The sequence below is a fragment of the Adhaeribacter rhizoryzae genome, from assembly GCF_008629685.1.
Lineage (GTDB): Bacteria > Bacteroidota > Bacteroidia > Cytophagales > Hymenobacteraceae > Adhaeribacter > Adhaeribacter rhizoryzae.
The window spans coordinates 105,415-121,175 of the sequence record NZ_VWSF01000001.1; the positions used below are offsets into that span (position 1 = coordinate 105,415).

The following is a 15,761-nucleotide window of genomic DNA, read 5'->3' on the forward strand; positions in this document are numbered from 1 at the left end:
TCTATATGATACGCCGTTATACTTTTGCTGTAATTTTATGCTCGTTGCTGATGGGGGTATTTACGCCCGTATTGGCGCAGAAAAAGGAGCTAAAAGCAGCCAATGCCCTGTACCAGCAATTCCATTATGCCAAGGCGGTAGAAGCCTACAAAAAAATATTGGAGCATCATCAGCCTACGCTGGAAGTAAGCCAGAAAATTGCTGAATGCTACCGGCTTATGAATAATTCCAAAGAAACTGAATTCTGGTATGCCCAGGTAATTGGTTTTACCGGCCATACTCCTAAGGATATTTGGAATTATGCCGAAGCGGCCCGCAAAAACGGCAATTATGCCAAAGCTCAGCAATCTTACAGTGCCTATGGCCAGGCCGTGCCGGCCGAAGCTGCTATGGCCGAAAACCTGGCGGCTGCTTGTACCCGGGCGCAGGAATGGCTGGCCAAGCCGCTATCCTACAAATTAAAAAAAGTAACCGCGCTTAATTCCGAAAACACCGATTTTAGCCCTACCTATTACCAGGATGGATTGGTATTTACTTCTAACCGGCCAAATTCCGAAAAGAACGCCGAATTATCGGGCTGGACCGGCAAACCGGATTTTAAACTTTTTTACGCCAAAGGCAGCGACAGCACCTGGCAAGCACCCGAATTATTGCCCGAACCCATCAACAATAAATTCCAGAATGGTTCGGCCGTTTTCTCGCCCGATCAGGCAACAATATTTTTTACCCGCATCAACAAAGTAAAAAAGAAAACCAAAAAGGCGAACACAGACCCCTTTAGCTGGGTTAAATTCCAGGGTGGCAGCGAATATATTAACCGCTTGGAAATATTTATTTCGGAGAAAAAAGAAGATAAATGGACCGAACCCAAAGCTTTCCCTTATAACAAAGTAGCCGAATATTCGGTGGGCCACCCGGCTTTGTCGCCGGACGGTAATTACATGTATTTTGCTTCGGATATGCCCGGCGGGCAAGGCGAAACCGATATTTATGTGTCGCAGAAACAAGCCGATGGCACCTGGGGCAAACCCGAAAATTTAGGAACCGATATTAATACCGCCGGCAAAGAAATGTTTCCCACTTTTGGTCCGGACAGTATTTTCTACTTTTCGTCGGAAGGCCACAACGGCATGGGCGGTTTAGATATTTACGCCGCCGAAGGCTCGGGCAGCACCTGGGGTAAAGTCCGGAATTTAAGAGCGCCGCTGAACTCGCCGCAAGACGATTTTGGTATTTTGGTTGATAAAACCAACGAAGCCGGTTACCTGAGTTCTAACCGCGAAACCCCCGACGGATCTGATGATTTATACGCTTTTAAACTGGTGCGGGTAGCTTGTAACCTGGCCGGTAAAGCCATCGAAAAAATTCAGGTAAAACCCGGTGTATTTCGCGAAGCGCCAGTAGAAAACGTATTGCTGCAATTATTTAAAGAAGGGGATACTACCGCTTTAAAATCTTTCTCCGACGCCAACGGTATATTTTCTTTCCCGATTCTGGACGGTGTACAATACATAGTTAAGGGCAGCAAGCCCGGTTATTTAACCCGTTCGGTTACGGTAGCGCCCAATTGCCAGTCTACGTTAGATATGATTAAAATGGGCATGGTGCTTAACCGCAATACCCTGAACAAACCCATTATTATCGAGAATATTTACTACGATTTAGATAAATACGATATCCGGCCCGATGCCGCAATAGAATTAGATAAACTGGTGCGTACCCTGCAAGATAACCCTAAAATTAAAATTGAGTTAAGCTCGCACACCGATAGCCGCCAAACCCACTCGTATAATAATTTGTTGTCGCAAATGCGGGCCGATGCCGCCGTAAATTATATTATTTCGAAAGGAATAGCTTCTGACCGGATTATTGCCAAAGGCTACGGCGAAACCAAGTTGCTGAACAAATGCGCCGATAACGTAAACTGTTCCGAAGCCGACCACCAACTGAACCGCCGGACCGAGTTTAAAATATTAAAAGCAAACTAAAGGCTACCTTATTTTCCAGTACTAAACTGAGTATTTAATAAAATGCTTCTAAATATTAAAAATCCGTTGCCTCGCAGTCCTGACGCCTGAACAAACTTTTCTGGTCAGATTAAAAAAATAGCTTTTCCGGTTGCCTTTTTACCGGGAAAGCTATTTTTTTAATTTAGTAAAATATAAACCTTAATTACACTTAATAATATTAATTTTCTTCCATAAATACGCGCTTGGTCATTTTGGAAAAATCTTTTGTTTAGATGTTCTTACAGGCAACTACAGATAAAGGGTATTTTGCCTACTTGATCTTCTAACTAAAAGATCCTTCTGAAATTCTCCGAATTCTTCAGGATGACAACAATAAAGTTTTATTTCATGGAGGGCAATATTTACTACTTAGTATTACACACAAGCTAATTAAATGCTAACGCTACACAGAACAGATTCTACCAACCCGGATTTTATACAACTGGTTAATTTGCTGGATGCCGATCTAAGAATCCGGGACGGGGAAGACCATACCTTTTTTGCGCAGTTTAATAAAATAGCTGCTATCCGGCACGTAGTTGTCGCTTATTTTGATGGAGTGCCCGTTGGTTGCGGGGCTGTAAAAGCTTATACAGAAGAAGTAGGAGAAATTAAAAGAATGTACGTGCGGCCCGAATACCGCAAACAAGGCATTGCCGGCAATATTTTAAAGGAACTGGAAAACTGGGCGGCGGAGTTAAACTTTAAAGAAGTAATATTAGAAACCGGCCAAGCCCAGCCCGAAGCCATTGGGTTGTATAGCAAGAGCGGCTACCAAATAATTCCGAATTACGGCCAATATGCACACGTTGCCAGTAGTGTATGTTTCCGGAAAGCTATGAACCTGGGTTAAAAGTAGTACTTGTGATTTATTATTTTTACGAATAAGGGTTTATCTTTAAAAGCATTCGCCCGTAATTAATTGGCAAATACCAGGTACACCAGCCCAACCGGTAAAAATTATTAACGTTTGGAAACATTTGTTTCAGCAGAACTCCACGAAAAAGTAAGGTTAAATTCTTTCGGCGAAAGAAACCATACCCTAATTTTAAATGCCAACTACTTTATCTTAAATAATACCCAAATTAAGCTAGCCGATATTACCCAAATTAAATTTGGCGTAAATAGCGTACAGTTTGGTATGTTTCCGCTGGGGAACCGGTACCACTTAAGCCTCAAAACAGCCGGGCAGGAATTTAACCTGGTTTTGCACAGTTATTGGGGTATCCGAAATAATTATTTAGTTAATTTATACGAAAAGCTGGTTAATGGCATTTGGCTCCGGATAGGGGAGCGACTTACCGATGATGCCATTAATTGTTTAAAAGCGAATAATTCGTTTGTGGTTGGTCCGTGTACTGTAAGCAGGAGTGGCATAAAGTTGCAACAAAAAAGTGCCTTTTCGGTTAATGCTGAGCTTATTACGTGGAACGATTTATTTTACGAAGTAAAATACGACCGCCTGGTGATTAATAGTAAAAAAGATAGCAGGTTGTGGCTAAACCTGTATTTTTTAGAATATTGGAACACAGAAGTACTGCGGGAAGTGTTAGAGTGGCTTTTTACCGAAAATGGATTAACCTAATTAGAAGCGTAGGGCCTAACTAAGGAATAATTTCATTTTTTCCGGGTTAAAAATACCTCAAAATTGAGCCTATAAACTTTAGTATTAATTATATAAAAATAAATATACTAAATAGCTTTATAGTTTATATATAATATATTAATTTTACAATATATAAATGTGGTACTTATAAAACGGTAACGGCATTAATATTTAATTAAGATAAATTTATATATTAGTTACTTCGTATTTTTTGCTAGCCAGTAGTTTTTGCTTATGAAAAGAATTATTACCCCGCTTAAGCCTTATCTTCTTTCTTTAACGCTGCTTTCGGTCTTAGTGGTATCTTCTGGCTTTGCCGACCGGTATTTCGAAATTGCCAGGCACCTCGATACTTTTGCCTCGCTTTACCGCCAGCTAAATAATCATTATGTAGATGAAGTAAACCCCGCCATCTTAATGCAGGAAGGTATTGGCGCCATGCTAAGTTCCCTGGACCCTTATACCGAATATATTCCGGAATCGGAGCTGGAAGATTTTAAGATGAACTATGTTAGCAAGCAATACGCCGGTATTGGGGCTTCGGTTTTTAACAACAAGGCAGGTAAAGTAATTATTTCGGAACCCTACGAAGGTTTTTCGGCGCAAAAAGCAGATCTGCGGGCTGGCGACGAAATATTATCTATTAACGGCGTATCTGTAATTGGTAAAACCAGCAACGGCACCACCGATTTGCTCAAAGGCCAGAAAGGAACCAGCTTAACGGTTGTAGTGAAGCGCGATGGCGAGAGTAAACCCTTGGAGAAAACCCTGGTACGGGAAATTATTACCTTTAAAAATGTGCCTTATTATGGCCTGATAAACGATAGTACCGGTTATATTAAGCTAGATAAGTTTTTAGAAAATGCTGCCCAGGAAGTACGCGATGCAATGGTAACGCTTAAATCTAAACACCGCATAAAAGGGCTGGTGCTTGATTTACGCGGTAATGGCGGCGGCATTGTGCAGGAATCGGTAAATATTGTAAACTTGTTTGTAGAAAAAGGTTTACCTATTGTAACCCAAAAAGGTCGCGTAACCGACCGCGATGTAACGTATAAAGCAGTTTTTCACCCGGTAGATGCTAAAATTCCGTTGGTTGTGTTGGTCGATAAAGGTTCGGCCTCGGCTTCCGAAATTGTTTCGGGTGCTATTCAGGATTTAGACAGGGGTACCATTATTGGGCAGCGCACATTTGGCAAAGGACTGGTGCAGCAAACCATTAGTTTGCCGTATAATTCTTTGTTAAAAGTTACGGTAGCTAAATATTACACCCCCAGCGGACGCTGCATTCAGGCCATGGATTATTCGCACCGCAACACCGATGGCAGCGTAACCCAAATTTCCGACTCGCTGAAACACGAATTTAAAACCCGGCATGGTCGCCTGGTGTATGATGGCAGCGGCATTTTTCCTGATGTAACTACCCCCGAAATCCGGTACAGTAATATTACCAATACTTTAATTAGTAAAATGCTGCACTTCGATTTTGCCACGCAATACCGCAACACGCACCCGGTACTGGCCGCTGCCCGCGAATACAAGATGACCGATGCCGAATACGAGCAATTTTTAAAATTTTTAGCCGACCAGGATTACAGCTATACCACCAGAAGCGAAAAATATTTGCAGGAACTTAAAGCCCAGGCCCTGAAAGAGAAGAACTTTGAAAATATTAAAAAAGAGTTCGATGCCCTGGAAAGCCGCCTGCAAGGCAACAAAAAAGACGATTTAAGCCGCTATAAAGAAGAAATAAAAGAAGTGTTGGAAGCCGAGATTGTATCGCGTTATTATTTCCAAAGTGGTAAAGTAGAAAATTCTTTCAGAAACGATGCTGATATGAAAGAAGCTCTACGCGTATTAAATAATAAAAAGCTGTACGTTAATATTTTAAAAGGCGACGGCACTTACAAAATTATTGGTAAACCCAAATCGCTTGCTTTTGTGAAATCAACGCTTGCCGCCGAAACAGAGAATATCGATAATTAAACCTTGCTAAATAAATACAAAAGCGTTCTGGCTTATTTTTAAAATAAATAAGCCAGAACGCTTTTTGTACATAATAAATACATAGCGGCTACTCTTCTAATTCCTGCAGAATATTCAGCAGTATCTGCCAAAGTTGCTCGTACGGAATTATTTCAATTTCGGCAAAGGCATCGCCGGGTTCGGGGGTATCTTGCAAGCGTTCGTAATAGGTTTTTCCTTTCTTCAGGGCTTCCTGGTAATCGAGGTTGGCATTTACTACTACTACCAGCAACTTAAAGAAGTAAAGGCTTCTTTTACTAAAGTTTTCGCGCAAATGGCGGCCGGCATATTTCTTTAAACTTTCTATGAGGTAACCCAATACATCGGTGTCTTTGGCCCGCACGTGATACAAAAACTGGAGTACCATTATAGCCACGTTAAAGCCTTGCTTGTCTTTGCTGTACTCCGGAATAGAAGAAATAATTTGTTTGAAGGAAGAAGGCCGTAACAGGTTTTTCGTTGGATTTACAAAGTACAGGTAACTGCGGTAAAGGGTCCAGCGTTCCTGGGCATTTTCTCTGATTTTCTTAAAGAACGAATTCTCCGATACGTCTTCGAATATTTTAACGGCTAAATCGTACTTACCGGCGTGCATGGCCAGCAGCATATAGTTCTCCATAAAGGCAAACCAGTTATTGGTAGAGCGGTTAAAAGCGTTCATATTCGCTTCGGCAAAGGCTAGCCCGCTTGGGTAATCTTTTACCCGTAAATAAGCGTACACTGTAATAAAAATATTGTACCGGATATCGAAGCGTTTTTGGTTAATTTTACCTTTTTGTAACAGCTTTTCGGAAGTGGTGGTAATTTTTAATATTTCCTCGAAATTGCCGTAAAGCTCTTGCTTGGTAATGTCCAAAATATAAAAATATTCAAAAATATTGGCCGATTGTGTGGCTTCCCAAAGTTCTTTTAATCGTTCTAACGATTTTTGTAACTTAGGCAAGAAGCCGCGTTTGGCTAGTACAGATTTGTTTTGTTCTAGTTTAGCTGTATAATACAAATCTTCTGCTTCGTGCTCAAAGGCTGCCAACTTCCGGTAATGCTCCAGGGTTTTCTTGGTTTTGTAATAAAGATTAGATTTTACCGTAAGCGAATAATTAATCAGTAGCAGTTCCAGGCAAGATATTATAATAGAAGTAAACTCTGCTTCGGTGGCCAGCTTAAGGGCATGCTGCAGTAGCTTAGCCGATATCTTGTGTTCGCCTTCGTTCATCAGAGTTCTGCCCTGGTGCAACAGGCTTAAGCATTCTTGCTCGTAACGGACCGATACTTTCAGGCGGCTATCCGAAAAATCGAGGAAAAACAGGTGATTTAGCAGTTTTTTGCGCAATCGTGACTTAAGCATTTTAAGCCGGGGGTCGTTGGGCTTGCATTTGTACAGGGCAGCCGCTGCATCCTCATCGGTTAATAACTGACCTTTTTTTATTCTTAAAAATAAATCGGTCTCTTTAGCCAGGTATTTGCTTTTTGTTTCGAGCAGAGGGTGTGTCTTCTGACCTCTGTTTGTTACAATTTGCACGAGTTTGCGCAAGTCTTCCATCTTGAAATAAATAAATTTTTAATCTTAATAAATTTAAATTGCAATATACACAATAATGCTTTAGTAAAATAGGATAATACCCTTAATACCTAAAAGTGATAAATGCAACAGTAAAAATAGAATATTTTAATAAATTAATTTTTAATAAATTTGTTACAAATAAAGGTATTTTAAACCAAACATGAAAGTTTAAAAATTGGTTTATGCTTTAATTAAGCATTTTAAGTCTTTTTAATTAAAAATTAGGTTTAAAAAGTTGTTGTTACTTTTTTGGGCACATTGTCCTTTGTTTGCCATCCAGAAATACTGATATTTGTTCCATCAAAACAGAAACCAAACACTTAAAATAATACAGCCATGTTAGAATTACTTTTTTCCCTTTTGTTACAGCTTTCTTTATTACAAGGTGGCGTAAATAAACCTGTTGTTGAAGATAAAGCTGCTTCTGGTAAGAACGCAACTACTATCACTACAAACAAAGCAGCTAGCTCCGGCACTACCGATTTAGGTATTGGCAGCGGCGGCTGGGACGATAAGAACTAATTGTAAGAATAAATAAAATATAAATAAAGTAAAGATTAACCTTAAATTTATTTTGTGCCTATTATCTTAGTGTGTTTGAAAAACACAAGAACTAAGTTTTAGATGAGAAGGATAACTTTTACATTTTTAATCTTTACTTTATTTTTTTCTTCGTTTTTTTATGCTTGCCGACAGTCGCCGGCCCGGCAGGATCATGCCGTTAGGGTAAGAGCAACCCAAGACCCGGAAAACTTAAATCCGGTTAATTATAACAATGCGACCGCGCTCGAAATAATTAACCTGGTTTACCAGAGTTTATTAACTCCAGATCCAGAGACAAAAGAACTTAAACCGGTACTGGCTGCCCAACTGCCCCTTGTGCAGAAGCAAGACAGTATAACGGTTTTTAGTTTTAAGCTGCGGCCAGAAGCCCGATGGCCCAATAACCAGCCCATAACCGCCGCCGATGTTGCTTTTACTTTAAAACTGTACCGGTGCCCGTTAATAGATAATGATCGGCAAGCTGCCCGGTTTCATTTTATAAAAGATGTTGTAGCAGATACGGCTAATCCTCTGGCTTTTAACCTAATTTGCGAAAAATACACACCCGAAATGGATTTAATGACGGGTGATTTTGCCATTTTGCCGGCGTACCTCGTAGATCCCAAAGGGCTGTTAGCCGAATTTACATTACCCCAATTAACCCGGCAAGCCGAGGCTTTAAGCGAGCACCCTAAAATTAAGGAGTTTGCCGCTTGGTTTGATACCGATAAATTTAGCCGGGATAAAGAATTTGTGCAGGGAAGCGGCGGTTATTTACTGGACGCCTGGAAAACCGGACAATATGTACGGTTAACTAAAAAGCAAAACTGGTGGGGCGAAAATTTAATTGATACGCCACATATTACCGCTCACCCCGAAAAAATAACTTACCGCATTATTCCGGACAACGCCACTGCCTTGCAGGCGCTAATGAAGCAAGATATTGATGTGTATACGGGCATACCGGTTTACACTTACCAGCAGTTACGCACCGACCAGAACTTTAAAGAAAACTTTGATTTATATGCGCCGGAATCGTATGACATTACCTATTTAGGAATAAATAGCCGATTAACTAAATTTAAGGAGGCCCGCACCCGGCAAGCTTTAGCGTACTTGCTAAACGTTGACGAAATTATTAAAGGCACTATGAATGGGTTTGCTACCCGAACCGTGGGGCCAATAACGCCAACCGACAAACGCTATTACAATGCCACCCTTACACCTTACACCTATAACCTGGAAAAAGCAGCTAAATTATTGCAGGAAGCAGGCTGGGTTAAAAAAGATAATAGCTGGCAAAAAATGATTGGTGGCCAGTGGCAGCCCTTAACCATTACCTTAAACTATAAAGCCGGCAACTCTGAATTTGAAAGAATTGCGCTGTATTTTCAGGAAGCCGCTGCCAAAATACAAATACCTGTTTCTATTCAGCCCATAGAAGGCGTATTGCTTAACAATAACTTAAAAGCCCATCAGTTCGAAGTATTTATCCGGTATTTAATGGGCAACCCGTTTGTTTATAATTTTAAGGAATTATTACACACCGAGAATGCCGCGGAAGGCGGCGCCAATTTTACAAACTTTGGTACCGCCGAAAGCGATCGCCTGATAGACCAGATAAACTGCACCCCGGATTTACAAGCAAAAGCCCAATATTTGAGCCAGCTCCAGGAAATACTGCACGAGCAAAGCAATTTAATATTTCTTTATGTTAGTAATGAGCGCATTGCAATAAATAACCGTTTTGCCAACCTTAAAATATCGGGCCTGAAACCTGGTTACGATATTAGCGCCTTTACTTTAAAAGCCCAGTAGCAACATGCTGGGGTACTTCTTAAAAAGGCTACTGCTAATTGTACCTACTGTTTGGCTGATTGGGTCGTTGGTTTTTTTATTGAGCCGGATTATTCCGGGGCAGTACGCCGATTTAATGGCGGAAGCAGAGCAATCGGCGGTAGGTGGGGTTAGCTTAAAGCGCAATCGTAGCAGCTACTTAAAAGAACTGGCAGAAAGCGGCCAGGATAAACCGTTTTTCTATTTTTCGGTACGTAATCGGGCGCAACCCGACACGCTTAACCGGGTTTTTCCGGAAAAGCACCAAATTTTGCTGCAACAACTCCTGAATTATAATGGTAACTGGCCTGCTGTAGCGGGTTATTACCAAAGCCTGCAACAATTACAAACCCGCACACGCGAGAAAACAGATAGCACTACTGGTGTTTTGGCCGGGCAGGTTCAGGTATTATTGCAAACACCAGACCCCGTTGTAATAAGCCATATATTACAAGAATTACAGCCTTTTAAAATTAGTTACGGTGGTGCCATAACCGAGCTGCAAAAGCGCTTTGACCAGATGCAGCAACAGGCGCTACTTTTAAATTTATATTTACCCCGTTTTAAGTGGCACGGCTCTCAAAACCAATACCACACCTGGCTGCTTCGGGTAATTACCGGCGACCTGGGGTTTTCTTATAGAAGTAAAGAGCCGGTGCGCACCGTTATTGGCGAGGCATTGGGAAACACCTTGCTGTTGTTAATCGGCAGTCTGTTTTTAACTTTTGCGGTGAGTATACAATTGGCATTGGCTTTAAGCCGGTGGCGTTTTGGGCAGCAGCCAGTACTAAATGCTTTGTATGTGCTCGACAGTACGCCTTTGTTTATTATTGCGCAGTTGCTGTTTACTTATCTGGCCGGGCCGCAGTTTTTAGATTTGTTTCCGACTTTTGGTTTGGGAGAAGAAGACGAAGCAACTACCGGGTTCTTTGCTTTAACATTAACCCGTTTGCACCACCTTTTATTGCCGGCCTTGTGCTTGCTCATAACTAGTCTGCCGTATATTACCACCCAGTTATATCAGGTGTTGCAGCAAGTATTAAACCACCAGTACGTAACCACAGCCCGCGCCAAAGGTTTACCCGAAAAGCAAGTGCTGCAACAACATGCTTTCCGGAATACCTTACTGCCTTTAATTACCCTATTTACGGGCAGTTTGCCGGCTATTATTGCAGGCGCCTTGGTAATAGAATATATCTTTGCCATACCCGGTACTGGTCAGTTGCTGGTGTCCTCGGTGTTAAGTCGAGATTACCCGGTTATTATTGGCTTGGTTTTACTGATTGCCCTTATTCAGGCTTTTGCCCACGTTTTAGCCGATTTACTTTATTTTATTGCTGATCCGCGAACGCGTTTAAAGCCGGCTTAACATGAACAACCCGGTTGTAAAGCAAAGCACGAATAAGCAAAAGCCATGGTTAAACCGCCTGAGCCTGGCGTATCTTTTGCTAATATTATTGCTGGCTTTGTTTGCTAATTGGCTGCCTTTGGGTTTTGCGCCCGACTCCACAATGGGCCAACCCATATACCAGGAGCCTTTTCAATGGCAATTATATAAATCTGGCACACCCTTTCACTGGCTGGGCACCGATAACCAGGGGCGAGATTTATTAACTGTTTTAATTTACGGTGCCCGCACGGCTTTTCTGATAAGCTTACCGGCTATGGCGCTTGCTACCTTAATAGGTGTAAGTTTAGGCATGATGGCCGGCTACTTTGGCGATACCGGTATCAGGTGGCCTTTAGGTAAATGGCTGGCGGGCATTATTGCGGTATTATTTTTCCTTTTTTGCGCTTTCAATACGGCATTCAGCTTTCCTGCTGAGGCTGGTATTATGGGCAACGTTTTTTTTAAAATTGCGCTGTTTGCTATTATCAGCTATCTGTTACAGAAAGTTTTGGGTTTTCTGTTGTTAAAGCTACCTTTTTTCAGACCTGAATTTCCAGTGCCCTTCGATTTCTTCTTGTTAAAAATAATTGAGCTTTTAGGAGCCGTGCCCCGGTTGTTATTGGTGTTGTGTTTGGCCGCTTTTTTCCCGCCCGCCGTAGATAAAGTAATATTATTAGGAATGCTTACTTTTTGGCCGAGTATTGCGCGTTTAACGCGGGCCGAAATGTTAAAACAAAAAAGTTTGCCTTACGTGGAAGCGGCTGTAGCCCTGGGTTTCTCGCCGGCCCGTGTGCTAACCAGGCACGCTCTGCCCAATATATTAGTACCGATTCTGGTAGCTGTAACTTTTGGTATTTGTAACCTGATTGCCCTCGAATCAACGCTTTCTTTTTTGGGCTACGGGCTGCCGCCCGAAACTCCCAGTTGGGGGCAAGCTATCAATGGCTTTCGGGCAAATACCGGCGCCTGGTGGTTATTATTATTTCCCGGGTTAAGTATTATTTTGGTAGTGCTGGCCCTGCAGAATGTAAATAATTATATAATCCGGTACTTGCAGCCAAAATAAGTCTATTACATATTTAATTGTAAAATAGGTATTTTATTGCGGATTTCGCAATGCTTGTTTTTTGTTAGGGTGCCCGATTTATTTGCCTGTAAATTAAATTCTTATGGCAAATTTATAGCCCGATCACTTTCGCCTTATCTTTCGAAGTTTTATAGCTTTTTCCTAATATTTTTCGGTAACGTTATCGGTAACGATCTCGGAGCTTCTAAATAAATTATTAATTAAAATTGTTTGTATTTTAAGTTGTAATTAACTAAGCTTATCTCTGTAGAAAATTTCTTTTTTATAAAGTATAAGTGAAAATATTGCTTTTTTTGAAAAATATTCAAACAAGATTTTAACAAAGAGCAGGATTGTTAAATCTATTTACATCACCAGGAGCACTGCTGAAGTAGGATGAAAGTAATAATTATAGGTAAAGCAAGAGCTTGGTTAAATAACTGGAGCTAACAAGACGAATAAATCCGAAATATTATCCACCACAAATAATTATCCACCCTTAATTTTTATCAGACTGTATGAAAAACTTTACCCGATTTAGACCGCGCAAGGTTTGTATCTTGCTTTTGGTGTGTTGTTTTTCCGAAGGCGCTTTTGCCGGCCCTGCTGCCCGCAGCAGCTTGGCAACGGCCGCTTTTACCGCTTCTACGTTTAACCTCGGTAAGCCAGCTAATTGGTCTGTTACCGGCAAAGTAAGTTCAGCCAAAGGCGAGGCCTTGCCGGGCGTTACGGTTTTACTAAAAGGCACTACCATTGGCGCTACCACTGGCGTAGATGGTACTTACGCCATTAGTGTACCCGAACAAGGCGGTACGCTGGTATTTTCTTTTATTGGTTTTGCCACCACCGAAAAAACCTTCTCCGGTCCGGGGGCAGTTAACGTTACCATGGCCGAAGATGCCAAAGCCCTGCAGGAAGTAGTGGTAGTAGGTTACGGTACCCAGAAAAAAGCAGATTTAACCGGAGCAGTAGCTACTGTGTCAGCGGAAAAATTTAAAAACAAGGCAGCAGTATCTTACGGCGAGGCTTTGGTGGGGCAAATGGCCGGGGTACAGGTGCAGCAAACCAGTGGTGCGCCGGGCGGCGAAGGCTTAAGCATCCGGGTAAGAGGTACGGGTTCTATTACCGCGGGTATGTCGCCGTTGTATGTGATAGATGGCTACCCCATGGAAAGCAGCGCCTTCTCCCTGATTAACCCTTCGGATATTGAAAGCATTCAGGTATTAAAAGATGCTTCTTCTACCGCTATTTACGGTTCGCGGGGCTCTAACGGGGTAGTAATTATTACGACTAAGAAAGGCCAAAAAGGTGCGCCTACCATTGCTTTTAATACCTATTTTGGTATGCAGCAAGTAGCCAAGAAAATGGACATGATGAACCGGGAGGAATATCTCCAGTTTTTCAAAGACGGCCACAACCAAGCCTGGCTCGACCGCGCGCCTATGGCCGGCGACCCTGCCCATACCATCAACGATCCCAACTCGATGCGGCAGAAATATTCTAACTCCAGCTTCTATGTTATTCCGGAAAGTTTTAACGATCCCAATAACTTTGTAGACACCGACTGGCAGGATGTAATGTTGCGCAACGCCATGATGCAACGGCATGAATTGTCGATTATGGGCGGTAGCGAAAATACCCGTTATTCGGTTTCGGGCGGTTACACCGACCAGGATGGTATTGAAATTCACAGCGATTACAAACGCTATAACTTAAGAACCAGCGTAACTTCTAATATTAGCAAAAAGCTGGAAATTGGGTTAAATATTGCCGGGTATTTCTCCGAAAGCAATAACCTGGATAACGGTAAAGACAGTCCGCTTTCTTATGCCATTTACTTGCCACCCATTTACCCAGTGCGCAATGCCGATGGTACCTACGGTTCGCAGGTGCGTAACCCCGAAATCTGGGCCGGCGACGTAGCCAACCCGCTGGGGATTGCCGAAAATGTAACTAACTTCACGAACAAGAACGGTATTATTGCCTCTACTTACGCGCAGTACCAAATTATAGAAGGGCTGAACTATAAAATAAGCCTGAATGGTACGCTGGACAACCGCCGCCTGAAATATTACCGGCCTTCTTTTGTAGATACCGATGGCTCCCGCGCGCCCAAAACCGCTGATGCCCGCAACGAAACCTGGCTCGACCGCGACTGGCTGATTGAGCAAACTTTAACTTACAACAGGAACTTCGGCGAAAAACACAGTTTTAATGCCTTGGTTGGTTACACCACCCAAAAAGTTTACGGCGAGTACGCCCGCGTAAATGCCCAGAATTTCCCGAACGATGTGGTACGCACCATAAACGCCGGACAAATTGTGGGCGGTAGCAATACCGAGTACCAGAATTCCATGATTTCTTACCTGGGCCGGATTAACTATGCCTACGACAGCAAATATTTATTAACAGCTAATTTCCGTACCGATGGTTCTTCCAGGTTTGGTGCCAATAACAAGTGGGGTACGTTCCCTTCTGTGTCGGTAGGTTGGCGCGTTAACAGCGAAAGTTTCCTGAGCGATGTTAGCCAAATCAGTGACCTGAAACTGCGGGCCAGTTGGGGTTTGGTGGGTAATAACCGCATTGGTAATTACGATGCCATTGCCCGAACCGGCACCGGTTATTATGTACTAAATAATGCCTTGGTTAACACGGTAAATCCTATTAACTACCCGAACCCCGATTTAGGCTGGGAAAAAACCCGGCAATGGAACCTGGGCTTTGATTTTGGCCTCCTGAACGACCGCATCCGCTTAGAAGCTGATTTCTACAACAGTACTTCCGTAGATTTATTACTGAATGTACCGGTGCCAACGCTTACCGGTTATGCTTCGCAGCTCCAGAATATTGGCCAAGTGGAAAATAAAGGAATGGAATATTTGCTGCGTACCCGCAACCTAACCGGTGACTTTAAGTGGTCTACGGATTTTAATATTTCCTTTAACCGCAACAAAGTGTTGGCCCTGGGTCCAGATGCGCGGCCGATTTACGCCGGTGCTGCTAACGCTGCTAATACCTTTATTACCACCATTGGGCAACCGGTTGCTACCTTTTACGGCTACAAATACGATGGCGTATTTAAAAACCAGGCCGAGCTAGATGCCGCACCGCACTTACCCAACGATCGCCCAGGTGACCCCAGATACATAGATGTAAACGGAGACGGTTCCATTACGGCTGCCGATAAAACTTTCCTGGGTAATAATCAGCCAAAATTTATCTATGGCTTTAACAACGATTTTTCTTTTAAGAACTTCGATTTTAATGTGCAGTTAACCGGTTCGCAAGGCGCTAAAATATTCAGCTTCTTTAACCGGATGGTGGGCATTTACCACGGCGACCGCAACGGCCGGGCTAAATTAAACGACCGGTGGCGTTCTGAAACCGAAGTGGGCAGCGGGGATATTTTACGTGCCAACCGCGACCCCAAAGGTTTACAAAAAGAGCCATCCAGCTACTGGGTAGAAAATGGTTCTTACCTGCGCATCCGCAACCTTACGCTGGGTTATAACTTCGATAACGCTTTGCTGCAGCGCATCCGCATGAAAGGTTTACGCCTGTACGTAACTGGCCAGAACCTGTACACCTTCACCAAATATCCTGGCTACGATCCTGAGACCAGCAGCGAAGGCTCCGGCTTATCGCGCGGCGGCGATTACCTGGGATACCCGGCTGCCCGCTCCTTTATTGCAGGCTTAAATGTAAGTTTTTAATTTTTTAGCATC

Annotated in this window: 10 protein-coding genes; 9 read left to right on the forward strand and 1 reads right to left on the reverse strand. The window is 42.7% G+C overall.

What is annotated here, in order from left to right; genetic code table 11:
• Window positions 1-5: 5 nt before the first annotated feature.
• From F0145_RS00355 to F0145_RS00370, 4 genes are all read left to right on the forward strand, one after another.
• On the forward strand, window positions 6-1,988 hold the full coding sequence (locus tag F0145_RS00355) for an OmpA family protein (protein ID WP_223815751.1): 1,983 nt from the start codon (window positions 6-8) through the stop codon (window positions 1,986-1,988).
• 415 nt (window positions 1,989-2,403) lie between these two features.
• The gene (locus F0145_RS00360; RefSeq protein WP_150086083.1) at window positions 2,404-2,862 is read left to right on the forward strand and encodes a GNAT family N-acetyltransferase; all 459 of its coding nucleotides are present in this window, start codon (window positions 2,404-2,406) and stop codon (window positions 2,860-2,862) included.
• A gap of 117 nt (window positions 2,863-2,979) precedes the next feature.
• Window positions 2,980-3,594: a hypothetical protein gene (locus F0145_RS00365; protein ID WP_150086084.1), complete on the forward strand. Its 615-nt coding sequence runs from the start codon at window positions 2,980-2,982 to the stop codon at window positions 3,592-3,594.
• Between the two features lie 255 nt (window positions 3,595-3,849).
• Complete coding sequence (locus F0145_RS00370) at window positions 3,850-5,601, forward strand: S41 family peptidase (RefSeq protein ID WP_150086085.1); 1,752 nt, start codon at window positions 3,850-3,852, stop codon at window positions 5,599-5,601.
• 88 nt (window positions 5,602-5,689) lie between these two features.
• Here F0145_RS00370 and F0145_RS00375 read toward each other — a convergent pair whose 3' ends face one another.
• Window positions 5,690-7,180 (reverse strand): hypothetical protein, encoded by a 1,491-nt coding sequence (locus F0145_RS00375; protein WP_150086086.1) that lies wholly within the window; start codon window positions 7,178-7,180, stop codon window positions 5,690-5,692.
• Window positions 7,181-7,537: 357 nt separating this feature from the next.
• On the opposite strand from F0145_RS00375, the gene F0145_RS00380 reads away from it, so the two are divergent.
• From F0145_RS00380 to F0145_RS00400, 5 genes are all read left to right on the forward strand, one after another.
• Window positions 7,538-7,723, forward strand: a complete 186-nt coding sequence (locus F0145_RS00380) for a hypothetical protein (protein ID WP_150086087.1) — start codon at window positions 7,538-7,540, stop codon at window positions 7,721-7,723.
• A gap of 102 nt (window positions 7,724-7,825) precedes the next feature.
• Window positions 7,826-9,562 (forward strand): ABC transporter substrate-binding protein, encoded by a 1,737-nt coding sequence (locus tag F0145_RS00385; protein ID WP_150086088.1) that lies wholly within the window; start codon window positions 7,826-7,828, stop codon window positions 9,560-9,562.
• Between the two features lie 4 nt (window positions 9,563-9,566).
• Window positions 9,567-10,949 carry an ABC transporter permease gene (locus F0145_RS00390; protein WP_150086089.1) on the forward strand — a complete coding sequence of 461 codons (1,383 nt, stop codon included), beginning with the start codon at window positions 9,567-9,569 and terminating at the stop codon, window positions 10,947-10,949.
• A gap of 1 nt (window position 10,950) precedes the next feature.
• On the forward strand, window positions 10,951-12,036 hold the full coding sequence (locus tag F0145_RS00395) for an ABC transporter permease (protein WP_150086090.1): 1,086 nt from the start codon (window positions 10,951-10,953) through the stop codon (window positions 12,034-12,036).
• A gap of 518 nt (window positions 12,037-12,554) precedes the next feature.
• The gene (locus F0145_RS00400; RefSeq protein ID WP_150086091.1) at window positions 12,555-15,749 is read left to right on the forward strand and encodes a SusC/RagA family TonB-linked outer membrane protein; all 3,195 of its coding nucleotides are present in this window, start codon (window positions 12,555-12,557) and stop codon (window positions 15,747-15,749) included.
• The last annotated feature ends 12 nt before the right edge of the window (window positions 15,750-15,761 follow it).